Here is a 24,813-nt window from a genome sequence, read left to right as displayed (position 1 = left end):
TCACATATGGATCGGCTTGGCGAAGGTCGCCAGAGCGGATTCGCGCACGGCTTCCGACATGGTCGGATGGGCGTGGCAGGTGCGGGCCAGATCTTCCGACGATCCGCCGAATTCCATCAGCACGGCCAGTTCGTGGATCATTTCACCGGCATTATAGCCGAGGATATGCGCGCCCAGAACGCGGTCCGTCGCCTTGTCGGCGAGGATCTTCACAAAACCGTCGGTGTGCAGCATGGCGCGCGCACGTCCATTGGCCGTGAAGGGGAACTTGCCGATCTTGTATTCGATACCGGCGGCCTTCAGTTCTTCCTCGGTCTTGCCGACGGAAGCCACTTCCGGCTGCGTGTAGACGACGCTCGGAATGACATCGAAATTCACGTGACCGGCCTGACCGGCAATGATTTCGGCAACCGCAATGCCTTCGTCTTCCGCCTTGTGCGCCAGCATCGGCCCCTGCACCACGTCGCCGATGGCATAGATGCCTTCGACATTGGTGCGCCAATGATCGTCGATCGCAACGCGGCCGCGATCGTCCATATTCACGCCCGCTTCCTGCAAGCCGAGACCATCCGTGTACGGACGGCGGCCGGTCGCAACCAGCACCGCATCGGCTTCAAGCGTTTCGGCCGCGCCGCCCTTGACCGGCTCGAAAGTCACTTTCGCGCCCTTTCCGGCCTTTTCCACGCCCGTCACCTTGGCGCCGAGCTTGAAGGCAATGCCCTGCTTTTCGAGAAGGCGCTGGAACTGCTTCGACACTTCGCCATCCATGGGCCCGAGCACCTTGTCGAGATATTCGACGACCGTAACCTTCGCACCCAGACGCGCCCAGACGGAACCGAGTTCCAGACCGATCACGCCGCCGCCGACCACGATCAGGCTGCCCGGAACCTTGTCGAAGGAAAGCGCGCCGGTCGAGGAAACGATGACTTTCTCGTCAATATCGACCTTGACGCCCGGAATGCCGGCCACGTCCGAGCCGGTGGCGATGATGATGTTCTTCGCTTCGATTTCCTCGACCTTGCCGTCTTCGGCGGTCACGGAAACCTTGCCCTTGCCGACGATCTTGCCGGTGCCGATGAAGGCCGTGATCTTGTTCTTCTTGAACAGGAACTCGACGCCCGTGACATTGGCCTTCACGGTCGTGTCCTTGTGCGCCAGCATCTTCGTGAGATTGAGCTTCGGCGTCACTTCCACGCCCAGCGTGTCGAAGGAGTGGCCGGCTTCGGCAAACACTTCCGATGCATGCAGGAGCGCCTTGGAGGGAATGCAGCCGATGTTCAGGCAGGTGCCACCGAAGGTCTTGCGCTTTTCCACCACGGCAACCTTGAGGCCGAGCTGTGCAGCCTTGATCGCGGCGACATAACCGCCGGGGCCTGTACCGATGACAACCACATCGTATGACATTGAACTATCCTTCTTCAGTCTGTCCTGAACGTTTTCGAACGCCCGGTTCATCCGGGCCCGTTCTCTCATTCGCAATTATATCCATCCAACCGGCACCCACGGGCTGCCGGTCATTCCTCGTCGGGCGTGCATCCCTGAAAGCGGAATGCTTCCCACTGAAGCGGCTTTTCGGGCTTTGCCGCTCCAAAATCATAACCATCGAGCGCCGTCACCAGATCGGGCAGCAGGATCGCCTGCGCCGCCGGTTCGTCCGCCTTGGGCAGGACATCGGCTTCCGCGCCGTCCTTCAGCGCGTAGATGACGCTCTGCCAGATGCTGCAATCGTCGAGATCCTCCGGATTGGAACCATCGCCCTTGCAGTTGAAGGTCAGCAGCGCATAGGGACGCGCCACGCCTTCCTCCGGCCAGATCACCATGCCGTTGAGCTTGAACTCCGGCTTGTCATTGGCCGTGATCGTGAATTCATTCGTCGGCGCGGGCGACATTTTCAGGTCGTTCGGCTGCTCCGGGCGGAAAGTCAGCGTGTAGGCATCGTCGCGATCGCGATAGATCGCCCGGTTCTGCGTGCAGGCGGCCTGAACGGCGGTGGAGAAAACCGTGAGCGCAAGCACCGACATGGCCGTGACGTTGAGAAGCTTTCTTGCGGTATGCATCTGTCGGTTCTCCCTGAATGTTCCGGCCGAGCTTTTCCGGCAGCGAATCTTCGATGCCCGAAGATAAGGATTACATAGCCTTTTCGGTGGCAAGTTTCAGCCCCAGCGCGATGAAGACAACACCGCTGGCCCGATCGATCCATTTGGACGCGCGCGAGAAGGCCGCGCGCATCTTCGGCGTCGTCATGAAAAGGCTGACGCCGACGAACCAGGAGATCAGGGCTGTCGCCATCACCACGCCATAGCCAAGCTTCACCTCGGTCGGCGTATGGGCATGAACGACGGTGGAGAAAATCGACAGGAAGAAGAACACGGCCTTGGGGTTCAGCGCATTGGCGGCAAAGCCGAGGCCGAACGCCTTGGCGAAGCTCTGCTGCTTGCGCGGCTCCTTCGGCGCCGGCTCCACGTCGATCTTCGTCGTTCCCGCGCGCAGCGCCTTGATGCCGATATAGACCAGATAGGCCACACCGCACCATTTGACGATGTTGAACAGATAGATCGACTGGGAAATGATGAGCCCGAGACCCAGCACCGTATAGGTGACATGCATCATCAGGGCGGCACCGATGCCGAAGCTGGTGATGATCGCCTCACGGCGGCCATGCAGCAGCGATTGCCGGATAACCATGGCGAGATCGGCGCCGGGGGAAACGATGGCAAAGACGAAGATCGCCATCAGGGATGCAAGTTCGAACAGATAGGGATGCATCGCATTTCCTTCGTTGCGCGTGCCTTACGCGCAGGCTGTCATCACAGAACCAGAGCCAGAAGCATCACGCCGAGCCCCACCAGACCAATAAGCCAGACGAAGGACCGGAAATAGGGAATGCCCGCCAGATAAAGCGGAATATAGACGATGCGGCTGAAAAACCACAGCCACGCCCCGAGGATGCCCCATCCGGACGGGTCGCCTTTCAGTGCAAGCGCCAGCGCCAACGCCACGAAAGCCGGATAGGTTTCGCGGAAATTGGCGGAAGCGCGCTCCGCGCGACCGGCAAACTTGCCGGAGGGTTTTGGCCCCTCGTCGCGCGGACCGGCATTCCATCGGGAGCCGAGTTCCCGCGTCGCCGCAAAGCCCTGCAGGAGGATATGCACCACCAGCAGGACGACGCTCCAGCCGACCAGCGGCAGAAACGGGGATGCGGAGAAGGTGCCCGGCTCCATCGTTCTTCCTTAGAGATCGAGAACCAGACGTTCCGGATCTTCCAGGCTTTCCTTGACGCGCACGAGGAAGGTCACGGCTTCCTTGCCGTCCACGATGCGGTGATCGTAGGACAGCGCCAGATACATCATCGGGCGGATGACGATCTGGCCGCCGACGACAACCGGACGTTCCTGGATCTTGTGCATGCCGAGAATACCCGACTGCGGTGCGTTCAGGATCGGCGAGGACATCAGCGAACCGTACACGCCGCCATTGGTGATGGTGAACGTGCCGCCCTGCATGTCGGCCATGGACAGCGAACCGTCGCGAGCGGCCTTGGCCAGACGTCCCAGTTCCTTTTCGATTTCCGCAATCGACATGCTGTCGGCATCGCGGATAACCGGAACCACAAGGCCCTTGTCCGTGCCGACGGCCATGCCGACATGAGCAAAGTTCTTGTAGATGATGTCGGTGCCGTCGATCTCGGCGTTGACCGCCGGGATTTCCTTCAGCGCATGGGTCACGGCCTTGGTGAAGAAGCCCATGAAGCCAAGCTTCACGCCATGCTTCTTCTCGAAGATGTCCTTGTACTTGGTGCGCAGTTCCATCACCGCGGACATGTCGACTTCATTATAGGTCGTCAGCATGGCGGCAGTGTTCTGCGCATCCTTCAGACGCTTGGCGATGGTCTGGCGCAGGCGGGTCATCTTCACGCGTTCTTCACGCGAGGCGTCATCAGCCGACGATGCCGGACGGGCAGCAGCCGCAGCGACCGGAGCCGGAGCAGCCGAAACGCCCCCTGAAACGCCCTTGGCGATGGCATCGAGAACGTCACCCTTCAGCACCTGGCCGCGCTTGCCCGAACCGTCCACCTGATCGGCGGAGAGGTTGTTTTCCGAGAGCAGCTTGGCGGCAGCGGGCGCTGGCTGCATGGCCGGGCCGGACGATGCGGACGCCACCGGGGCCGCAGCCGGAGCGGCGGCGGCAGGCTTGGCTTCTTCCTTCTTCGCAGCCGGGGCAGCGGCAGCGCCATCGGTGGAAATCTGGCCGAGAAGCGCATTGACCTCGACCGTGTCGCCTTCCTTGGCCGTGATTTCAGCCAGCACGCCAGCAGCAGCAGCCGGAACTTCCACTGTCACCTTGTCGGTTTCCAGTTCCACCAGCGGTTCGTCGACAGCGACGGCATCGCCGACCTTCTTGAACCATTTTCCGATGGTTGCCTCAGTAACGGACTCCCCAAGCGTGGGAACGCGAATTTCGGTGGCCATGGTTTTTTCTTCCGTTGATCTTCAAACTTAGGATTACATGTTCAAGTGCTGGAGCCGCCCGCAAGCGGCTCCGGGAGTGGTTAGCTGCCGAGCGCATCCTCAAGGAAAGCGGCAAGCTGCGCAAGATGCTTCGACATCAGGCCCGTTGCAGGCGATGCGGCGGCCGGACGGCCCGCATAGCGCACGCGCTGATGCTTGGCGTCGATATGCGCCAGCACCCATTCCAGATACGGGTCGATGAACGACCACGCGCCCATGTTCTTCGGCTCTTCCTGGCACCAGACCATTTCCGCATGACGGAAGCGTGACAGCTCGTTGATGAGCGCCTTGGCCGGGAACGGATAGAGCTGCTCGACACGCAGCAGGTAGACATCGTCGATGCCGCGCTTTTCGCGCTCTTCATAGAGGTCGTAATAGACCTTGCCCGAGCAGAGAACGACGCGGCGGATCTTTGCATCCTTCTGGAGCTTGATGCCTTCGTCCTTGTTGTACTGCGCATCGTCCCACAGCAGGCGGTGGAACGAGGATTCGCCCGACATTTCAGCCAGCGTCGAAACGGCGCGCTTGTGGCGCAGCAGCGACTTCGGCGTCATCATGATGAGCGGCTTGCGGAAATCGCGCTTCATCTGGCGGCGCAGGATGTGGAAGTAGTTGGCGGGCGTCGTGACGTTGGCCACCTGCATGTTGTCTTCGGCGCAGAGCTGGAGATAACGCTCCAGACGGGCCGAGGAGTGTTCCGGCCCCTGACCTTCATAGCCGTGCGGCAGAAGGCAGACGAGACCGGACATGCGCAGCCACTTGCGTTCGCCCGACGAGATGAACTGGTCGAACACGACCTGCGCACCATTGGCGAAATCGCCGAACTGGGCTTCCCACAGGACCAGCGCGCGCGGATCGGACAGCGAATAGCCGTATTCGTAGCCCAGCACCGCCTCTTCCGAGAGCATCGAATTGATGGCCTCGTAGATCGCCTGCCCCTTCTGGATATTGTTGAGCGGGATATAGCGGTTCTGGTTCTCCTGATCGTAGAGGACCGTGTGACGCTGCGAGAAGGTGCCGCGCTCGACATCCTGGCCCGACAGGCGGATCGGGCTGCCTTCGGCAACCAGCGAGCCGAAGGCCAGCGATTCAGCCGTCGCCCAGTCGATCCCCTCGCCCGTTTCCATCATCTTGGCGCGGTTGTCGAGGAAGCGCTGGATCGTGCGGTGGACATGGAAATCCTTCGGCACTTCAACGAGCTTCTTGCCGATTTCCTTCAGCGTCTTCATCGGCACGGCGGTTTTGCCGCGACGCTGTTCGTCGGCATTATCGGCGGTGCGCAGGCCAGCCCATGCGCCGTCCAGCCAGTCGGCCTTGTTGGGCTTGTAGCTCTGGCCGGCTTCGAACTCGGTTTCCAGATTTTCGCGCCACTGCGCTTTCATCTGGTCGATTTCTTCCTGCGTGATGAGGCCTTCCGCGATCAGCTTGTCGCTATAGAGCTGAACCGTGGTCTTGTGGGCACGGATCGCCTTGTACATCAGCGGCTGGGTGAAGGACGGCTCGTCGCCTTCGTTGTGACCGAAGCGGCGATAGCAGAACATGTCGATGACCACCGGCTTGTGGAAGGTCATGCGGAACTCGGTCGCAACCTTGGCGGCGAACACCACGGCTTCCGGATCGTCGCCATTGACGTGGAAGATCGGCGCTTCGATCATCTTCGCCACATCCGACGGATAGGGCGAGGAGCGCGAGAAGGCCGGATTGGTGGTGAAACCGATCTGGTTGTTGATGATGAAGTGAACCGTACCGGCAACGCGGTGGCCCTTGAGGCCCGAAAGGCCGAGGCACTCGGCCACGACGCCCTGACCGGCAAAGGCGGCATCGCCATGCAGCAGCAGCGGCAGAACCTTGGCGCGCGTTGCAAGCGGCACCATGTCGTCGCGGGTGCGGCCGGCCAGCAGGTCCTGCTTGGCGCGGGCCTTGCCCATCACGACCGGGTTGACGATTTCCAGATGCGACGGGTTGGCCGTCAGCGACAGGTGGACCTTGTTGCCGTCGAACTCACGGTCCGAGGAAGCGCCCAGATGGTACTTCACGTCGCCCGAGCCTTCCACATCGTCCGGGGCGTAGGAGCCGCCCTTGAACTCGTGGAAGATGGCGCGATGCGGCTTGCCCATGACCTGGCTCAGCACGTTCAGGCGGCCACGATGGGCCATGCCGAAGATGATTTCCTTGAGGCCCATCTGGCCGCCGCGCTTGACGATCTGCTCCAGCGCGGGAATCAGCGATTCACCGCCGTCGAGGCCGAAACGCTTGGTGCCCTTGTACTTGACGTCGATAAACTGCTCGAAACCTTCCGCTTCGATGAGCTTCGACAGGATGGCCTTCTTGCCTTCCGGCGTGAAGGCGACCTTCTTGTCCGGGCCTTCGATGCGCTCCTGAATCCAGGCCTTTTCAGCCGGATCGGAAATATGCATGAACTCGACGCCGATCGTGCCGCAATAGGTGCGCTTCAGAATGTCGAGCATTTCCGGCACGGTCGCATATTCGAGGCCGAGCACGTTGTCGATGAAGATCTTGCGGTTGTAGTCGGCAGGCGTGAAACCGTAATTTTCCGGCTCCAGCTCGTTATAGTCGTTCGGCTTTTCGGCAAGGCCGAGCGGGTCGAGATTGGCGTGCAGATGGCCGCGCATGCGATAGGCGCGGATCATCATGATGGCGCGAACGCTGTCGCGTGCAGCCTGCGTGATCTCTTCGCTGGTCAGGGCCGCGCCGGTCGCGCCCTTGGCCTCGCCCTTCGCAGCCTTGCCCTTCAGCTTGTCGGTGACATGCTTTTCCACCTCGGCCCAGTTGCCGTCGAGCGCGGAAATGAGTTCGCCATTGGCGGCGATCGGCCAGTTCTTTCTGGTCCAGGACGCGCCTTCGGCGTTCTTCTTCACATCCTCGGCATTGTCGCCCAGCTTCGCGAAGAAATCGCGCCACTGCGGATCGACCGAATTCGGATCGTCCTCATATTTGGCGTACAGCTCCTCGATATAGTCGGCATTGCCGCCATAGAGGAATGAGGTAAGGGCGAAAACGTCGTTGGCTTGTTCTTGCCTTGCCATAGCCTATCCGGAGCCTAGCTCCGTCTCCTTGTCAGTGGCTCATCTTGCGCGGGCCGGAAGTTCGAAACTTCATCCCTCACGCCGCCGGGGAGGAACCGCTACAGACCCCGGCACAACTAAACTCTACGCGTCGGAACGGGCATATCCGTTCCCCTGTCGCCGGAATGATCCGGCTTTCATGCCAAACCCGGCAGCGGCTTTCGCCGCGGCCGGGATATTCGGATCGATGACCGATCTCAGCCGCCCGATCTCAGCCCTTGAGGACTTCAACCAGCGTCTTGCCGAGCTGCGCCGGCGACGGAGACACGCGAATGCCAGCCGATTCCATGGCCGCAATCTTGTCTTCCGCGCCGCCCTTGCCGCCCGAAATCACGGCGCCGGCATGGCCCATGGTGCGTCCGGCAGGCGCCGTGCGACCGGCGATGAAGCCGACCATCGGCTTCTTGCGGCCGCGCTTGGCTTCGTCCTTGAGGAACTGCGCCGCATCTTCTTCCGCCGAGCCGCCGATTTCACCAATCATGACAATCGACTTGGTTTCGTCGTCGGCCAGGAACATTTCCAAGACGTCGATGAACTCGGTGCCCTTGACCGGATCGCCGCCGATACCGACAGCCGTGGTCTGGCCGAGGCCTTCGTTCGAGGTCTGGAACACAGCTTCATAGGTAAGCGTGCCCGAGCGGGATACAACACCCACCGAACCCTTCTTGAAGATATTGCCCGGCATGATGCCGATCTTGCATTCTTCAGGGGTCAGGATGCCGGGGCAGTTCGGTCCGAGCAGGCGCGACTTCGAGCGTTCCAGACGCTCCTTGACGCGAACCATGTCCATGACCGGAATGCCTTCGGTGATGCAGACGATGAACGGGATTTCAGCTTCGATGGCTTCGATGATCGCATCGGCAGCACCTGCCGGCGGAACATAGATCACGGAAGCGTCGGCGCCGGTGCGTTCCTTGCCTTCGGCAACGGAAGCGAAGATGGGCAACTTTTCGCCCTTGGAGCCTTCCCAGGTCTCGCCGCCCTTCTTCGGGTGCACGCCGCCGACCATCTGCGTGCCGTAATAGGCAAGCGCCTGCTCGGTGTGGAAAGTGCCGGTCTTGCCGGTCAGGCCCTGCACGAGAACCTTGGTGTCCTTGTTGACGAGAATGGACATGCCTTAATTCCCCTTCACTGCAGCGACGATCTTCTGCGCCGCATCGTCGAGATCGTCGGCCGAAATGACGTTCAGGCCGCTCTCGTTGATGATCTTCTTGCCAAGCTCGACATTGGTGCCTTCAAGACGGACAACCAGCGGAACCTTGAGGCCGACTTCCTTGACCGCGGCGATCACGCCTTCGGCAATGACGTCGCACTTCATGATGCCGCCGAAGATGTTGACCAGAATGCCCTGGACGGCCGGATCGGCGGTGATGATCTTGAAGGCAGCCGTCACCTTCTCCTTGGAAGCGCCGCCGCCAACGTCGAGGAAGTTGGCCGGTTCTGCACCGTAGAGCTTGATGATGTCCATAGTTGCCATGGCAAGGCCGGCGCCGTTGACCATGCAGCCGATATTGCCGTCGAGGGCGACGTAAGCCAGATCGTACTTGGAGGCTTCGATCTCTTTTTCGTCTTCTTCCGACAGATCGCGCAGTTCCTGAATGTCAGGATGACGGAACAGCGCATTGCCGTCGAACGACACCTTGGCGTCGAGAACGCGCACGCGGCCATCGGTCATGACGATCAGCGGGTTGATCTCCAGAAGGCTCATGTCCTTTTCGGTGAAGGCCTTGTAGAGGATCGGGAACAGTTTGAGGCCGTCTTCACGCGCCTGACCTTCAAGCTTCAGCGCGTCGGCGAGCTTGCTGGCGTCTTCATCCGTCACGCCCTTGGCCGGGTCGATGGCGACGGTGACGATCTTTTCAGGGGTTTCCTCGGCAACGGCTTCGATGTCCATGCCGCCTTCGGTCGAAACGACGAAAGCCGGACGGCCGACGGTGCGGTCGATCAGGATCGAGAGATAGAGCTCGCGATCGATGTCGGCGCCATCTTCGATGTAGAGACGGTTGACCTGCTTGCCGGCTGGGCCGGTCTGCTTGGTGACGAGCGTGTTGCCCAGCATTTCCTTCGCATTGGCAACCGCTTCCTCGACAGACTTGGCGAGGCGCACGCCGCCCTTTGCATCGGCGGGCAGTTCCTTGAACTTGCCCTTGCCGCGTCCGCCAGCATGGATCTGGCTCTTGACGACATAAAGCGGTCCGGGAAGCGTCTTTGCCCATTCTTCCGCCTGTTCGACGGAATAGACAGCCACACCATTGGCGATCGGCGCGCCGTAGGTGTGAAGCAGGCGCTTGGCCTGGTATTCGTGAATATTCATCTGGTTGTCCTCTGCGGATTCCCGACCCGTTGCATATTGAGATTGAACGGAACCGGTACGGATTGACAGCCGGAAAAGGCCGGAGCCGCCCGCAGGCGACAATCCGGCCTTGTCTGGAATTTTACTTCAGCGACGGAGCGATACCGATGCAGGCTTCGCAAAGACCGGCGACGGAGGCCACCGACTTGTCGAACTGCGCCTTCTCGTCCTTGTCGAGATCGATTTCGATGATGCGCTCGACGCCATTGGCGCCGATGACGGTCGGCACGCCGACATACATGTCCTTGACGCCGTACTGGCCCGAAAGCTGGGCAGCGACCGGCAGGACGCGCTTCTTGTCCTTGAGGTAGGATTCAGCCATCTGGATGGCCGATGCAGCCGGAGCGTAGAAAGCCGAGCCGGTCTTGAGGAGGCCGACGATCTCCGCGCCGCCGTCACGGGTGCGCTGGATGATCTTGTCGAGCTTGTCCTGGCTGGTCCAGCCCATCTTGACGAGGTCAGGCAGCGGAATGCCTGCAACGGTCGAGTAGCGCGCCAGCGGAACCATGCTGTCGCCGTGGCCGCCCAGCACGAATGCCGTGACGTCCTCTACCGAGACGTTGAATTCTTCCGAGAGGAAATAACGGAAGCGGGCGCTGTCGAGAACGCCGGCCATGCCGACAACCTTGTGAGCGGGAAGGCCGGAGAACTTCTGCAACGCCCAGACCATGGCGTCGAGCGGGTTGGTGATGCAGATGACGAAGGCTTCCGGAGCGTATTTCTTGATGCCCGCGCCCACCTGTTCCATCACCTTGAGGTTGATGCCCAGGAGATCGTCGCGGCTCATGCCCGGCTTGCGCGGCACGCCTGCGGTCACGATGACAACGTCTGCGCCTTCGATTGCGGCGTAGTCGTTGGCGCCGGTGTATTTCGCATCAAAACCGTCAACCGGAGAAGATTCGGCAATATCCAGTCCCTTGCCCTGCGGGGTGCCTTCCGCAATGTCGAAAAGGACAACGTCGCCGAGTTCCTTCAGACCAGCCAGATGGGCGAGCGTGCCGCCGATCATGCCGGAGCCGATGAGGGCAATCTTGTTGCGTGCCATGATTGTTTCTTTCCTCACTTTTGATCCAGAAACGCATCAAGCCGATCCGGAATCCTCCCCGGAAACGCTCAAGCGTTGGAACTGCGAGATAGGACTCTTTGACGATAAACTCAACTCATTATTTTGCGACTAATGTTTTCAATCGGTTAGAATTATCTGTTCTTACGTAAACGTAAGATAATTTGTCAATATCAAGGCAAAAACGCCCTCTCCTGCCGCCGCCACCCGCCCCCGACGAAACGGTGAGGATAGCGATTGGCAAGTCGTCAATTCCATCAACCTCGCGCGCCATTCCAAACCGGCCCGATGGAAAACCGATACGGTACGGGAAGTCCGGCACGAACGCGCCACGCCTTGCGCATGAATTGCGTGAGCAACATAGCCCACCGGGCTTATAAGTCCAGTCTGTGGCGGTCCGATGAAGGTGCTGGCGGTGACGGCTGCTTATCCGGCCTTGCCGGGCGGCTCGGCCAGATAGTCCGCGCTCTGCATCTCGAAGAGACGGGAAGCGGTGCGGTCGAACTCGAAGGCTTCCGTGCCCTTGCTGGCGAGATAGAGCTTTTCCGGCTGGGCTTCGGCGGAAACAAACAGCCGCGCATGGTGATCATAGAGCACGTCGACCAGCAGAATGAAGCGCTTTGCCTCGTTGCGGCGCGCATAGTCCAGCACCGGCACATCGTCGATGAACAGCGTCGGATAGCGGTTCACGATGGCAATGAAGTCCGAAGCGCCAAGCGGCTTGGAACAGAGCGCATCGAAAGTGAAGCGCGCAGCGCCCGGAATGGCGCGCGGCACGTCGATATCACGGCCCTTGATGCGGATCACGTCCGGCTTTTCATGCGCGCCGTCCTTATGCGCCGCCCAGGCCGCATCCATGCGCCTGGTGGTCTCAGGCCCGAGCGGAGACAGATAGACCGGCTGGCGATCGAGCTTTTCCAGACGGTAATCCGTGCGCGAATCGAGATTGACGACATCGACATGGCTTTTGAGAATATCGATGAAAGGCAGGAAAAGCTGCCGGTTCAGGCCATCGCGATAGAGATTGTCCGGCGCGACATTGGAGGTCGCCACCAGCACCACCCCGCGCGAAAACAGCGCGCTGAACAGGCGCGACAGGATCATCGCATCGGCAATGTCGGTGACGGTGAACTCGTCGAAACACAGAACCCATGCCTGCTGGCTCAAGGCATCGGCGACGGGCGGGATCGGATCGTCCTGCTTGGTTTCGCCGCGTTTCAGCGCCTGACGATGCGCATAGATGCGCTCATGCACATCGGCCATGAAATCGTTGAAATGCGCGCGGCGCTTGCGCTCCACCGGGAGCAGCGAAAAGAACATGTCCATCAGCATGGTCTTGCCGCGCCCGACCTCGCCATGCACATAAAGCCCCTTGATGACATTCGCCGCTTCCTTGCGCTTGCCGAACAGCCAGCCGAGCGCGCTCGACTTGCGGGACAGGCGCCTGGTGCAGATTTCCTCGATCAGCCGGTCGTAACGAACGGTGAGCGTGCGTTGAGCAGGGTCGGCTTCCACATCGCCTGCCGCGACCATGGCTTCATAATGTTCGCGAACCGAGGGGAAGGCTTTCAGATTGCCGTCGAAAGACATGATAGGTTCCGGTGAAACCTTTTATCCAATATCGAGGGGAACCGCCCAAAGACGCTCCGCCTCATAGAATGCTGCCGCTAAATGTCTGGATCAAAAAGCAGCAGGCCGCGGCGAAAATGGTGATTTCGAGAACCGGAGCCCAGCGTACTTGAGGGTACGTGAGCACCGGAAGCGCAGAAATTGCCATTTGCAGCCCGGCATGGCGACTTTTGGATCAGACATTAATGGATCAGCGCGAAAGCGACACGGCCTGTCCGCCCGAAGTCTGTCCGTCGAAGCGGCTCTGTCCGGAAGAATAGAGCGAGGCGACCGTGCCGCCATTCGCATCGTAAAGGACGAGCTGCTTGCCGTTGACGGCCCAGGAGGCGAGATTTGCCAGTTCGCCCGGACAGCGCAGCGGGCCCGCGCGGTAGCCCTGGCCGTACTTGGTCTGCGGCGTTGCGATCTTGCAGCTCTGGCCGCCAAGCGACGCATTCCACACACCGGCGACGGAGCCCGGCGTCAGATCGGGCGCGGATGCCGGCGGCAGGCTTGCAACCTGTGTGCCGGGCTGTGCGTTCGGGTCCGTGCCCGGCGCAGTCGGGAACTGCGAAGGATTGGGAGAAGACAGATTGCCCTTCTGCACCGTGCCTGCCGGAGCGGCATTGACCGGCGGCGGTGGCGGCGGCGGCGAAACCGTGTCGAGATTGCCGAACCGGGAGCTCTGGCACCCGGCCAGGACAATGCCAGCCGCCGCGAGGCTGAGCAGACTTGCTTTTGAAATTCCCATCTGGTTCTCCATTTCCGCATTTCTCATCAGGGGTGGGGGCGCCCCGGGCTACCTGCCGAAGCCGTGCATTATGACAATATTGGACCGATAAAATGGCTATATGGTTAAAAAAGCAACACCGGCACTTGTCATTTTTGCCCCCAAGGCACTTCAAGATTGCTTGAAACCACCTGATAATCTTGAAACTGGGACTGGAAGGCCACAGTTTGCCCGATATCGGCGTTTGTTCTGGAACAGGTTGCGCTGCAACTTTTCGCAATCGCGCGCGGGTACTGGCAATTTGCGGGCTTTTCCGCCATATAGACCCTAATTGTCAGGCTTGATAACCAGAGCCGCAGGAAAACGGAACCACGATAGTTATGGCCACCAGGGCAGCCTTCGCCAAGATGAACGGGCTCGGCAATCAGATCATCGTTGCCGACATGCGCGGCCGCGCCGACCGGATTGCGCCAGAAGCCGCGATCCGGCTTGCAGGCGACAGCGAAACCGCCTTCGATCAGATCATGGCGATCCACGATCCGCGAACGGCGGGAACCGACAATTATATCGCCATCATCAATTGCGACGGCACGGAGGCGCAGGCTTGCGGCAACGGCACGCGCTGCGTCGTGCAGGCGCTGGCCGCCGAGACGGGCCGTCGCGCCTTCACCTTCGAAACCCGCGCCGGAATCCTGACCGCGACCGAACACGAGGACGGGCTGATTTCGGTCGATATGGGCAAGCCGCGCTTCGACTGGCAGGACATTCCGCTTGCCGAGGAGTTTCGCGATACCCGCATGATCGAATTGCAGGTCGGCCCCATCGATGCGCCGGTGCTGCATTCGCCATCGGTTGCATCCATGGGCAACCCGCATGCGATCTTCTGGGTCGACCGCGATGTCTGGTCCTACGAGCTGGAAAAATTCGGGCCGCTTCTGGAAAACCATCCGATCTTTCCCGAACGCGCCAATATCTCGATTGCCCATGTCACCGCGCCGGAGACGATGGACCTGCGCACATGGGAGCGCGGCGCGGGCCTCACCCGTGCCTGCGGTTCCGCCGCCTGCGCCGCCGCCGTCTCGGCAGCGCGCACGCGCCGCACCGGGCGCACCGTCACCGTCAATGTTCCGGGCGGCCCGCTCCGGATCGAATGGCGCAACGACGATCACGTCATCATGACCGGCCCCGCCGAATGGGAGTTTTCCGGCACGTTCGATCCTGCGACCGGCGAATGGAGCCGCGACGCCCGGACGGACAAGCCAACTGACAAGCCAACCGACAGGGGTGCGGCCTGATGTCGGTGGAAGTCGTAACATTCGGATGCCGCCTCAACACCTATGAATCCGAGGTGATGAAGCGCGAGGCCGACGCCGCCGGCCTCAGCGAATTGAAGGATGGCGCGATCATCTTCAACACCTGCGCCGTAACGGCGGAAGCCGTGCGCCAGGCGCGTCAGGCCATCCGCAAGGCCCGGCGCGAAAACCCGGAAGCGCGCATCATCGTCACCGGCTGCGCCGCGCAGACGGAAGCCGGCAATTTTGCCGCCATGGACGAAGTGGACCTCATTCTCGGCAATGAGGAAAAGCTCAAATCCAATTCCTACCGGATGCTGCCGGATTTCGGCGTCAACCAGTTCGAGAAGGTGCGCGTCAACGACATTATGGAAGTGCGCGAAACCGCAAGCCATATGGTCGATGCCATCGAAGGCCGCGCGCGCGCTTTCGTGCAGGTGCAAAATGGCTGCGATCATCGCTGCACCTTCTGCATCATTCCCTATGGCCGCGGCAATTCGCGTTCCGTGCCGATGGGCGCGGTGGTGGATCAGGTCAAGCGCCTTGTCGGCAACGGTTACGCCGAAGTGGTGCTGACCGGCGTGGACATGACCTCCTACGGTCCCGATCTGCCCGGCAATCTCCGCCTCGGCAAGCTGGTGAAGACCGTGCTGGCGCAAGTGCCGGATTTGCAGCGCCTGCGTCTGTCCTCCATCGATTCCATCGAGGCCGATGACGATCTGATGGATGCGATTGCCAATGAAAAGCGCCTGATGCCGCATCTGCACCTGTCGCTGCAGGCGGGCGACGACATGATCCTCAAGCGCATGAAGCGCCGCCATCTGCGCGATGATTCGATCCGCTTCTGCGAAACGGTGCGCGGGCTTCGTCCCGATATCGTCTTCGGCGCGGATATCATTGCCGGTTTCCCGACCGAAACCGAGGAAATGTTCCAGAACTCGCTGAAGATCGTCGAGGAATGCGGCCTGTCGCACCTGCACGTCTTCCCCTACAGCGCGCGCGAAGGCACGCCCGCCGCCCGTATGCCGCAGGTGCGACGCGAGATCGTCAAGGAACGCGCGGCCCGCCTGCGCGCCGAAGGCGACCGCGCCTACGAAAAGCACCTCGCGTCTCTCAATGGCACAGCCCAGCATCTGCTGGTCGAAAAAGACGGCATTGCGCGCACGGAAGGTTTTACGCTTGCCTCGGTGGAGGGCGGCGCACCGGGCGAAATCATCGAACGTATCGTGACGGGGCATGACGGTGAAAAACTGCTGACCCGCCCCACCGCGCCACAATAAGAGAATCAGAAGCGACACAATGGCAATCGGTTTCATCAAGAAAATGTTCTCCTTCGGCAAGAAGGAGGTCGAGGAAAAGCCGGTCGAACAGGCGGCGCCCGATGCGATTGAAACGCCGGTCGCGGAAGAACCGGCTGTTGTCAGCGAGCCTGAACCCGCCCGGGAACCGGTCGTGGAAGTGGAAAAGGCCGCGCCGGAACATCCGGTTGCCGAGGTCGAAATCCCGATTGAACAGCCGCCGGTGATGGAACCGATCGCGGTTGAAGCGCCTGCGCCAAAGCCTGTTATTGGGCCTGTTGTTGAGCCGGAGCCGGAACCCGTTGCCGAACCCGAACAGCCCGAAACACCGGCTGTAGAGGAAGCGGTCGAACCCGCGCCCGAGCCGGTGAAGCCGAAAAAGGTGAAGGTCGCCAAGGCGGTCGAGGAAGCGGCAGAGGAAGCGCCCGCCGAGGCCGCACCGGAGCCAAAATTGTCCTGGTTCGAGCGCCTGCGTCGCGGGCTTGCCCGCTCATCCACTTCGCTCAGCGAATCGATCGGCGGCATTTTCACCAAGCGCAAGCTCGATGACGACACGTTGCAGGATCTGGAAGACGTGCTGATCCAGGCCGATCTCGGGCTTGAAACCGCGATGCGCGTCACCGATGCGCTCGCCTCTGGCCGCTACGGCAAGGATGTAACCGGCGAAGAAGTCCGCGCCATCATGAGCGCGGAAATCGAAAAAGTGCTTTCCCCGGTCGCAAAGCCGCTGGAACTCGACCTGTCGCACAAGCCGCATGTGATCCTCGTCGTCGGCGTCAATGGCACCGGCAAGACAACGACCATCGGCAAGCTTGCCGCGAAACTCACCGCGGGCGGCCTCAAGGTCATGCTGGCGGCAGGCGACACATTCCGTGCCGCAGCCATCGAGCAGTTGCATATCTGGGGCGAGCGCACCGGCTCGCCGGTCGTCTCGTCCAAGCTCGGCGCCGATGCGGCGGGCCTTGCCTATGACGCATGGGAAAAAGCCAAGGAAGCAGGCAGCGACGTTCTCATCATCGACACGGCAGGCCGGTTGCAGAACAAGACCGAACTGATGGACGAGCTGGCGAAGATCGTGCGCGTGCTGGGCAAGCACGACCCGGACGCCCCGCACACGGTGCTCCAGACGCTCGACGCCACCACCGGCCAGAACGCGCTCAATCAGGTCGAGATTTTCAAGAATGTCGCGGGCGTCAACGGTCTCGTCATGACCAAGCTTGACGGAACCGCGCGCGGCGGCATTCTGGTGGCTATTTCTGCCAAGCATAAACTGCCGATCTATTTCATCGGCGTCGGCGAAGGCGTCGACGATCTGGAACCCTTTGCGGCCAAGGATTTTGCCCGCGCCATCGCAGGAGTTGCCTGATGGAGCATCCCGTTTTCGAACGCGACCCGTCGCAGAAAAGCGAAGCCGAACGCCGGGAAGTGCCGCCGCTGCTCAAGCTGGCGCTGGAACTGGGACCGCTTCTGGTCTTCTTCTTTGCCAATGCGCGCGGGGAAAGCCTGATCGAGCACTTTCCGGTGCTGGCCTCCATCGGCGCCCCGATCTTTCTGGCGACCGCGCTGTTCATGGCGGCAACGGTGATTGCGCTTGCCATTTCCTGGTCGATGACGCGCACGCTACCCATCATGCCGCTCGTCTCCGGCATTGTCGTTCTGGTGTTCGGCGCGCTGACGCTCTGGCTGCACAACGACACTTTCATCAAGATGAAGCCCACCATCGTCAACACGCTTTTCGGCGTGATCCTGCTCGGCGGACTTTTCTTCGGCAAATCCCTGCTCGGCTATGTGTTCGATTCGGCCTTCCGTCTCGATGCCGAGGGCTGGCGGAAACTGACGCTGCGCTGGGGCCTGTTCTTCATCTTCCTCGCCGTGGTCAATGAAGTGGTCTGGCGGAATTTCTCGACCGATGCCTGGGTATCGTTCAAGGTGTGGGGCATTATGCCCATCACCATTGTCTTCACGCTTTTACAAATGCCGCTTATCCAGAAGCATTCACTGACGGAAGATAACCAATCCGCATCATAACGGAAGGATAGACGCCATGAACGGGATCGCGCCACGGCTTGAAATCGAACAGTTCATCTGCCGCAGCGACAATTATGGCGTCCTGATCCACGACCCGCAAAGCGCACTGACCGCCTCCATCGACGCGCCCGATGCGGCGGCGATCGAAGCGGCGCTGAAACGGCGCGGCTGGACGCTCGATTTCATCTTCACCACGCATCACCATCTCGACCATGTCGAGGGCAATGAAGCGCTGAAGGCGAAGTTCGGGGTCAGCATCATCGGCCCGGAAGCCGAAAAGGCAAAAATTCCCGGCATCGACCGCACGGTGAAGGACGGCGATGAATTCACCTTCGGCCTTTTCCGGGTCAAGACCATCGCAACGCCGGGCCATACGGCGGGCGAAGTGTCCTATTATCTCCCCGATGCGAAAGCCGTCTTCACCGGCGATACACTGTTCGCGCTCGGCTGCGGACGGCTTTTCGAGGGAACGCCGCTCACCATGTTCCAGTCATTGCAGAAGCTGGTTGCGCTTCCCGGCGACACGGCGGTCTATTGCGGCCATGAATATACCGAAAGCAATGCCCGCTTTGCGCTGACCATCGATCCGGCCAATTCCGCGCTCAAGGAACGCGCGACCGGGATTGCGCGGCTTCGCGCCGCCGACCGCATGACATTGCCGTCAAGCATCGCGCTTGAAATGGCGACAAATCCATTCCTGCGCTGGCATGATGCCGGCATTCGCAACCGCCTCGGCTTGCAGGACGCGCCCGATGAAGCCGTGTTTGCCGAAATCCGCAAGCGCAAGGATATGTTCTGACATACGATTTGCAAAAAACGAATCGTTCCACAGTTCGAGGATGGAAGAATGACGGTGTTTTCCCGTTTCAAGATTGCAGGCTGCGCCGTTTTCCTCGGCCTTTCGCTTGTCGCCTTGCCCGTTTCAACCGGCGTCGCGTTTGCCGACGACCTGCTTGATGTTGCGCCGAAGCAGACGCCAGCCGAAATCAACAATTTCAAGCTGAGCGAAGATTTCCTGTCGCGCATGGAAAAGGTGCAGGAAGAGCTGGGCGCGATGGAACTTTCAGCGACCGAAGAGGAAGGGCAGGATGCCACCCCATCCATCGACAAGATGGTGAAAAGCATCGAGTCGCGCCCGCAGGTCGTGGAAGTGCTGAAAGCCCAGAACATCACGCCGCATGATTACATTCTCGGCTATTTTGCGCTGATGAGCAGCCTTGCCGCCGCTGACGCCGAGGGCGAGCCGCAACTGGTGGACGAATTGAAGGACATCAATCCCGAGCACCTTGCCTTCGGCAAGCAATATAGCGAGCGCATTCGCGTCCTGATCGGCGAGTAACACCTTGCGAAGGAAAAGGGGGAAGAACCGGCGATTTCGCCGGTTCTTTTGTTTTAGCGCGCCGGTTGCCGCAAAAGCCGCAGGGCGTTGAGCGTCACGAGAACGGTTGCGCCCGTATCGGCCAGAATGGCGGGCCAGAGGCCGGTAATGCCCAGAACAGTGGTCACCAGAAAGACAGCCTTCAATCCGAGCGCTATGGCAATGTTCTGATGGATATTGCGCATGGTTCGCTTGGAAAGATCGACCATTGCCGCCACATCGCCAACACGTCCGTGCAGGACGGCGGCATCCGCCGTTTCCAGCGCCACATCCGTACCGCCGCCCATGGCGATGCCGACATCGGCGCTAGCCAGCGCCGGCGCGTCGTTGATACCGTCACCGACCTTGGCAACAACCAGCCCCTGTTCACGCAATTCACCGACGATGCGCTGCTTGTCCTCCGGCAGAAGCTCTGCCCGCACGTCGATCCCCAGATCGCGCCCGATGGCTTCCGCCGTGCGGCGATTGTCGCCGGTCAGCATGACGGTGCGAATATTGGCGGCTTTCAGTTCCTGCAAACCGGCAATCGCATCGGCGCGCGGCTCATCGCGCATGGCGATGGCTCCGGCAATCCTGCCATTGGCAACGAGCACGGAAACCGTCTTGCCTTCATCGTTGCAGGCGGCAATACGGCTCGCCAGCGCATCGGGGATGGCCGCAATATCATTGGCGGCGCGGCGCGAGCCCAGAAACAGGTCCATTTCGCCCGCCCTGCCAGACACCCCCTTGCCGCCATGGGCCTTGCCCTCCCCGATTGCCGACAGTTTCAGGCCGCGTTCCTCGGCGGCGCCGACAATCGCCAATGCCAGCGGGTGGCTGGAACCGGCATCAAGGGAGGCGGCAAGACGCAAGACCTCATCTTCCGGCAGGTCGCCTGCCAGCACATCCGTCACCTTCGGCTTGCCTTCGGTGAGCGTGCCCGTCTTGTCGAAACAGGCGGCGGTGATCTTGCCGATGGTTTCCAGCACCGCGCCGCCCTTCATGAGAAGGCCGCGCCGCGCACCCGACGAAAGCGCTGCCGCAATGGCGGCGGGCGTGGAGATGACCAGCGCACAGGGACAACCGATCAAAAGGATCGCAAGACCCTTGTAGATCCATTCATTCCAGTCGGCACCCGCGACAAGCGGCGGCAGGATGGCGACGAGTGCGGCCACGACCACGACGCCCGGCGTGTAATAGGTGGAAAAACGGTTGATGAAACGCTCGGTCGGGGCCTTGGCTTCCTGCGCTTCTTCCACCAGCCGCACGACGCGGGCAATGGTGTTGTCCTGCGCGGCGGCGGTGACGCGGACGCGCAAGACACCATCGCCATTGATCGTGCCGGCAAAGACCGTGTCGCCTTCGGCCTTGCCGACCGGCGTGCTTTCGCCGGTCACAGGCGCTTCATCGATGGCGCTTTCGCCGGTCAGAATTTCACCATCGGCAGGCATACGGTCGCCGGGACGGACCGAAATCACATCGCCGACCGAAAGGCTGTCGGCGGCAACTTCCGTGGTTGCCCCGTTTTTCTCAAGAAATGCCGTCTTCGGCACCAGCGTGGTGAGCGACTGAATGCTGGCGCGCGCTTTTCCGGCGGCCACACCTTCCAGAAGCTCACCGACCAGAAACAGGAACACGACCGCTGCCGCTTCCTCCGTCGCGCCGATGAACATCGCGCCCACGGCGGCAATCGTCATCAGCATCTCGATGGAAAACGGCGTGCCGTTGATTGCCGCCATCCAGGCCCGCCGGGCAATCGGCACGAGGCCGATCAGCATCGCCGCCGTGAAGGCCCAGAGCGCAACGGGCGGATAAAGATGGCCGACAATATAGGCCGCAGCCAGCCCGCCGCCACAGGCCAGCATCATCCGGCCCTTGGTCGAACGCCACCAGGGCAGCGGCTTTGTCGGCGCGCTCGCCTTTGGTGCAGGGCCGACACCGGGACGGGCCGCAGCGGCAAGCGTGGTCCTGTAGCCCAGCGCCGTCACCTTGCCGGCAATTTCATCGCTCTTGGCCGAGCCATCATGATTGACGGTCATCGCGCCATTGGTCACGGAAACGGAAACGTCCGTCACGCCGGGCAAGCGCCGCACGGCCGTGTCGATCTTGGCGGCACAGGACGCGCAATCCATGCCATCGACCTGAAAGCGGAAACTGTTGTCCGTTATGGCAATCACCTTGTCATGAACTTCATGGCCGTGGTGATCGTGATGCCCGCCGCACGCGCTATGATCATGGTCGTGGTCGTGGTCGTGGTCGTGGTCGTGGTCGTGGTCGTGGTCGTGGTCGTGGTCGTGGTGAGAATGATCGTGCGAATGCGCGTGCTTCGCCAGTATTTTTTCCGGGGCCGTTTTTTCCGAACCAAGCGGCTCGACGCCATAACCGAGGCTGCGCACCTTGCCTGCGATCTTGTCGAGATCGCTCGTCCCATCATGGCTCACCGTCATCGTGCCCGCCGTAACCGACACGGACACATCCTCAATGCCGCGCACACGCCGCACGGCCGTATCGATCTTGGCCGCACAGGATGCGCAATCCATACCGTCGATGCGAAAGCGAATCTGGTTCAATGTTTCACGCATGATCTGCTCTTTTCAGGACCGCTCTTGAATTGTTTCAAGCAAGGTCTACATCCTCTAGTGACTAGAGGAGCAAGCGAAAAAATGAACGCAGATATATCGATCGGCGAAGCGTCGAAGGCGAGCGGCGTCAAGGTGCCGACGATCCGCTATTACGAGCAGATCGGCCTCTTGCCCTGCCCGCCGCGCAGCGACGGCAATCGCCGTCTCTATGACCGGAACGATGTCCAGAGACTGCTTTTCATTCGTCATGCGCGCGATCTGGGGTTTGAGGTGGATGCGATCCGCACCCTTCTCGATCTCCAGGACAATCCCGATCAGTCCTGTGCGGCAGCCGATGCCATTGCCCGCGCCCGGTTGAGCGACGTGGAACACCGCATCGCAAGATTGCTGTCGCTCAAGACGGAATTGCAGCGCATGCTGGAATGCACCGCCCATGGCCGCATCGACCAGTGCCGCGTGATCGAAATCCTCGGCAATCATGAGGAATGCGTGCATCCGAAACATTAATCCGGATGGACCGATCGGTTCACCTTGTCAGTTCACCTTGGAAAAACGGGTGGCTTGGATCTTGAGCGTCCCGATCTGCGTGCCGATCCGCGCCACGACGGGCGCATAGATGCCGGAATTGCCCAGCGATGCGAAGGAAATCGTCATCCGGCTGCGATTGCTCAGATAGTCGATAGCCTTCTTGCCCTTCTGATATCCCGAAATCGGAATGAACTTTGCCGAGCAGATGACCGATTCGCCGGTAAAGCCATCGGTCGTGAACGATTCGGTGCCATTGAAGGAAAGCTTGATCTCCGCCCGCGTCTGCCCGTCGAATACGCTCAATGTCCGGTCGCAGACGGCGCGGCCGTTCTTTGCCGGTATCATCAGCGCGCTCAGCGGATCGCTGACATTGAGGAGGTCCTGGGCTGCCGTCTCCACCCAGGGATCGCGCTTCTTCACCGGAGGCTGGTTTTCCGCCGAGACCACATTGCCATTGGCAAAACGGATCGCCGTGCTCTTGTTCTTGCGCCCGTGCTTATAGGCCAGATCGAAACTCTTCGGCACGACCTTGCCGCTGGCCGCACTGCCGGTGACATGCACGGTGCCATCCGTATCGTCGAACACCCGCGCCAGGCCGGAGGTCAGAAAACGGCCGTTGAGATTGTAATCGGTGCCGTTGACCGTGGTTTCGATGGCGGACTTCGCAATCGAAAGCCCGAAAATGGAAATGTCATATTCGGTCCGGTAAAGATCGCCGGCCTCGGCCCTCCCGCTCGCAATCACCAGCCCGACAAAAGCCAGTCCGGACAGGGCCAGTCCGGCAACGGTCGACATAGCGCAATGCCCCAGCCGCGGCCAGACGGGCTTCAACATATGCGACGGTTCGATCATGCTCGGCATTCCTTCCGCTAAAACATGCCTCGGAAAAGGGAGAAACGGTTTTTCCGATCACGACATGCGTGAAGACAAAAATTCAAGGCGATCCGCTTCATCCCATCTGCAACCCGTTTGCGCCCGGACGCCTTCGCGATGTTTTCAACCACATTGCAGCGCCGGAAAGTTGCGCGGGATTCTTCGATACAGTATCTGTGCAACAGGCAAAACCGGCGAAGTTATGATCGCAAGCTTTCGTGAAGACCATGCGAGAGCCGGAAAACCGCGTCTTTGGGCGACAGATACGGAATCTCACTTGACTGCAACGGCTGCTGTCACTATAGAAACGCGACTTTCCCAATAGGCCGCCTGTCCGAGATTGCGCGCCAGCAGCATAAAACTGCGTTGATTGCTTGAATTCGGACATTCGGGTCGGGGCCTGAAAAGAACGTAATTGAAGGTGAGACCAAAATGTCCCGCGCTTGTGAATTGACCGGCAAGTCGGTCCAGTACGGCAACAATGTCAGCCACGCGAACAACAAGACGCGTCGCCGCTTCCTGCCGAACCTCTGCAATGTTACGCTGATGTCCGAAACGCTCGGCCAGAGCTATCGCCTGCGCGTTTCCGCCAACGCCCTGCGTTCGGTTGAACATCGCGGCGGTCTCGATGCTTTCCTCGTCAAGTCCGACGACAAGGAACTGTCGCAGCGCGCGCGCCTGCTGAAGCGCCAGATCGCCAAGAAGCAGGCTGAAGCTGTCGCTGCCTAAGCTTCCGGCCAAAAATTTCGACAAGAAAGGCCGGCATTCGTCGGCCTTTTTTGCTGGTTCCATCACCCAGGATAAAAAAATGTCAATCGAGACACCGTCCTATTCCAGGCTCATGCCTGCAATACTGGCCATGTGCGTGGCCGTTGCCGCATCGAACATACTCGTCCAGTATCCGTTCCAGCATTTCGGCCTTGGCGAAGTGCTGACCTATGGCGCCTTTACCTATCCCGTTGCCTTTCTCGTCAATGACCTGACGAATCGGCGCTTCGGTCCTGCCGCGGCGCGTAAAGTGGTCTATGCCGGTTTTGTGCTCGGGGTCGCCATGTCGATCTGGCTTGCCACACCGCGCATCGCCATCGCCTCCGGCTCCGCCTTTCTTTTCGCACAGCTGATGGACATCACCGTCTTCGACCGCCTGCGCCGCCAGACCTGGTGGAAGGCCCCCTTTGCCGCCGCCATGTTCGGCTCGGTGCTCGATACGATCCTGTTCTTCTCGATTGCTTTCGCCGCCGGTTTTGGCTGGATCGACAGGCTGACCGGAATGCCCGACTCGTCACTTGCCGAACCGGCCTCCTTCCTCGGCCTCGGCGTACCGCTCTGGGCCTCGCTTGCCTTCGGCGACTTCTTCGTGAAGGTCGTCATGGGAACGCTGATGCTGATCCCTTATGGCGCGATCCTCGCCGTCTTCGCGCCGGCGCTCTACGCGCCGAACCGGGCAGCAGCGGAAAAATCCAGCTGCTGAAGCCACGGCATTCCCGTCTCCCGCATTCGGGAGACG

At 60.7% G+C, this 24,813-nt stretch carries 22 protein-coding genes and 1 pseudogene; 9 read left to right on the top strand and 14 right to left on the bottom strand.

Annotation, left to right across the window (positions count from 1 at the left end):
• The 12 genes and pseudogenes from lpdA to AVM02_RS06610 all read right to left on the bottom strand — a co-directional run bounded on the left by lpdA (position 1) and on the right by AVM02_RS06610 (position 13,699).
• Positions 1-1,404, bottom strand: coding sequence for a dihydrolipoyl dehydrogenase (gene lpdA, locus AVM02_RS06665; protein ID WP_411506187.1), 1,404 nt, complete (start codon positions 1,402-1,404; stop codon positions 1-3).
• 110 nt (positions 1,405-1,514) lie between these two features.
• Complete coding sequence (locus AVM02_RS06660) at positions 1,515-2,057, bottom strand: hypothetical protein (RefSeq protein ID WP_411506186.1); 543 nt, start codon at positions 2,055-2,057, stop codon at positions 1,515-1,517.
• A 70-nt stretch (positions 2,058-2,127) separates the two neighbouring features.
• Positions 2,128-2,766 (bottom strand): LysE family translocator, encoded by a 639-nt coding sequence (locus AVM02_RS06655; RefSeq protein ID WP_411506185.1) that lies wholly within the window; start codon positions 2,764-2,766, stop codon positions 2,128-2,130.
• A 41-nt stretch (positions 2,767-2,807) separates the two neighbouring features.
• Positions 2,808-3,221, bottom strand: a complete 414-nt coding sequence (locus AVM02_RS06650; protein WP_411506184.1) for an MAPEG family protein — start codon at positions 3,219-3,221, stop codon at positions 2,808-2,810.
• A gap of 9 nt (positions 3,222-3,230) precedes the next feature.
• Positions 3,231-4,469 (bottom strand): 2-oxoglutarate dehydrogenase complex dihydrolipoyllysine-residue succinyltransferase, encoded by a 1,239-nt coding sequence (odhB, locus tag AVM02_RS06645; protein WP_411506183.1) that lies wholly within the window; start codon positions 4,467-4,469, stop codon positions 3,231-3,233.
• Between the two features lie 80 nt (positions 4,470-4,549).
• The gene (locus AVM02_RS06640) at positions 4,550-7,555 is read right to left on the bottom strand and encodes a 2-oxoglutarate dehydrogenase E1 component (RefSeq protein WP_411506182.1); all 3,006 of its coding nucleotides are present in this window, start codon (positions 7,553-7,555) and stop codon (positions 4,550-4,552) included.
• A gap of 250 nt (positions 7,556-7,805) precedes the next feature.
• Positions 7,806-8,708, bottom strand: coding sequence for a succinate--CoA ligase subunit alpha (gene sucD / locus AVM02_RS06635; protein ID WP_411506181.1), 903 nt, complete (start codon positions 8,706-8,708; stop codon positions 7,806-7,808).
• A 3-nt stretch (positions 8,709-8,711) separates the two neighbouring features.
• Positions 8,712-9,908, bottom strand: a complete 1,197-nt coding sequence (gene sucC / locus AVM02_RS06630; RefSeq protein ID WP_411506180.1) for an ADP-forming succinate--CoA ligase subunit beta — start codon at positions 9,906-9,908, stop codon at positions 8,712-8,714.
• A gap of 121 nt (positions 9,909-10,029) precedes the next feature.
• Positions 10,030-10,992, bottom strand: coding sequence for a malate dehydrogenase (mdh, locus tag AVM02_RS06625; RefSeq protein ID WP_411506179.1), 963 nt, complete (start codon positions 10,990-10,992; stop codon positions 10,030-10,032).
• Between the two features lie 444 nt (positions 10,993-11,436).
• A complete protein-coding gene (gene zapE / locus AVM02_RS06620) occupies positions 11,437-12,600 on the bottom strand; it encodes a cell division protein ZapE (RefSeq protein ID WP_411506178.1) in 1,164 nt (387 codons plus the stop codon).
• A 229-nt stretch (positions 12,601-12,829) separates the two neighbouring features.
• On the bottom strand, positions 12,830-13,369 hold the full coding sequence (locus AVM02_RS06615; RefSeq protein ID WP_411506177.1) for a protease inhibitor Inh/omp19 family protein: 540 nt from the start codon (positions 13,367-13,369) through the stop codon (positions 12,830-12,832).
• A 128-nt stretch (positions 13,370-13,497) separates the two neighbouring features.
• A pseudogene (locus AVM02_RS06610) lies at positions 13,498-13,699 on the bottom strand (hypothetical protein).
• 29 nt (positions 13,700-13,728) lie between these two features.
• Between AVM02_RS06610 and dapF the strand changes: the two are divergent.
• From dapF to AVM02_RS06580, 6 genes are read left to right on the top strand one after another with little or no spacing between them, the layout of a single operon-like run.
• The gene (dapF, locus tag AVM02_RS06605) at positions 13,729-14,643 is read left to right on the top strand and encodes a diaminopimelate epimerase (protein WP_411506176.1); all 915 of its coding nucleotides are present in this window, start codon (positions 13,729-13,731) and stop codon (positions 14,641-14,643) included.
• Positions 14,643-15,920 carry a tRNA (N(6)-L-threonylcarbamoyladenosine(37)-C(2))-methylthiotransferase MtaB gene (mtaB, locus tag AVM02_RS06600; protein WP_411506175.1) on the top strand — a complete coding sequence of 426 codons (1,278 nt, stop codon included), beginning with the start codon at positions 14,643-14,645 and terminating at the stop codon, positions 15,918-15,920. The genes dapF and mtaB overlap by 1 nt, the downstream gene beginning before the upstream one ends.
• Positions 15,921-15,939: 19 nt before the next feature.
• Complete coding sequence (gene ftsY, locus AVM02_RS06595; RefSeq protein ID WP_411506174.1) at positions 15,940-17,304, top strand: signal recognition particle-docking protein FtsY; 1,365 nt, start codon at positions 15,940-15,942, stop codon at positions 17,302-17,304.
• Entirely contained in the window at positions 17,304-17,966 is a 663-nt protein-coding gene (locus AVM02_RS06590; RefSeq protein ID WP_411506173.1) for a septation protein A, read from the top strand. The genes ftsY and AVM02_RS06590 overlap by 1 nt, the downstream gene beginning before the upstream one ends.
• Before the next feature lie 16 nt (positions 17,967-17,982).
• Positions 17,983-18,765 (top strand): hydroxyacylglutathione hydrolase, encoded by a 783-nt coding sequence (gene gloB / locus AVM02_RS06585; RefSeq protein WP_411506172.1) that lies wholly within the window; start codon positions 17,983-17,985, stop codon positions 18,763-18,765.
• A 48-nt stretch (positions 18,766-18,813) separates the two neighbouring features.
• Entirely contained in the window at positions 18,814-19,305 is a 492-nt protein-coding gene (locus tag AVM02_RS06580; protein ID WP_411506171.1) for a hypothetical protein, read from the top strand.
• Between the two features lie 53 nt (positions 19,306-19,358).
• Here AVM02_RS06580 and AVM02_RS06575 read toward each other — a convergent pair whose 3' ends face one another.
• On the bottom strand, positions 19,359-21,905 hold the full coding sequence (locus tag AVM02_RS06575; protein WP_411506170.1) for a heavy metal translocating P-type ATPase: 2,547 nt from the start codon (positions 21,903-21,905) through the stop codon (positions 19,359-19,361).
• A gap of 81 nt (positions 21,906-21,986) precedes the next feature.
• On the opposite strand from AVM02_RS06575, the gene AVM02_RS06570 reads away from it, so the two are divergent.
• Entirely contained in the window at positions 21,987-22,412 is a 426-nt protein-coding gene (locus AVM02_RS06570; RefSeq protein ID WP_411506169.1) for a MerR family transcriptional regulator, read from the top strand.
• A gap of 27 nt (positions 22,413-22,439) precedes the next feature.
• Here AVM02_RS06570 and AVM02_RS06565 read toward each other — a convergent pair whose 3' ends face one another.
• Positions 22,440-23,267 carry a DUF3108 domain-containing protein gene (locus tag AVM02_RS06565; RefSeq protein WP_411506240.1) on the bottom strand — a complete coding sequence of 276 codons (828 nt, stop codon included), beginning with the start codon at positions 23,265-23,267 and terminating at the stop codon, positions 22,440-22,442.
• Between the two features lie 471 nt (positions 23,268-23,738).
• Here AVM02_RS06565 and rpmB point away from each other — a divergent pair, with 471 nt between their 5' ends.
• The gene (gene rpmB / locus AVM02_RS06560; RefSeq protein ID WP_006470974.1) at positions 23,739-24,035 is read left to right on the top strand and encodes a 50S ribosomal protein L28; all 297 of its coding nucleotides are present in this window, start codon (positions 23,739-23,741) and stop codon (positions 24,033-24,035) included.
• 79 nt (positions 24,036-24,114) lie between these two features.
• Positions 24,115-24,777: a queuosine precursor transporter gene (locus AVM02_RS06555; RefSeq protein ID WP_411506168.1), complete on the top strand. Its 663-nt coding sequence runs from the start codon at positions 24,115-24,117 to the stop codon at positions 24,775-24,777.
• Positions 24,778-24,813 lie beyond the last annotated feature (36 nt).

Origin of the sequence: Brucella anthropi (assembly GCF_046630315.1) — a bacterium.
In the GTDB taxonomy this organism is placed as follows: domain Bacteria; phylum Pseudomonadota; class Alphaproteobacteria; order Rhizobiales; family Rhizobiaceae; genus Brucella; species Brucella anthropi_A.
This window is presented reverse-complemented; position numbering and strand designations above follow the sequence as displayed.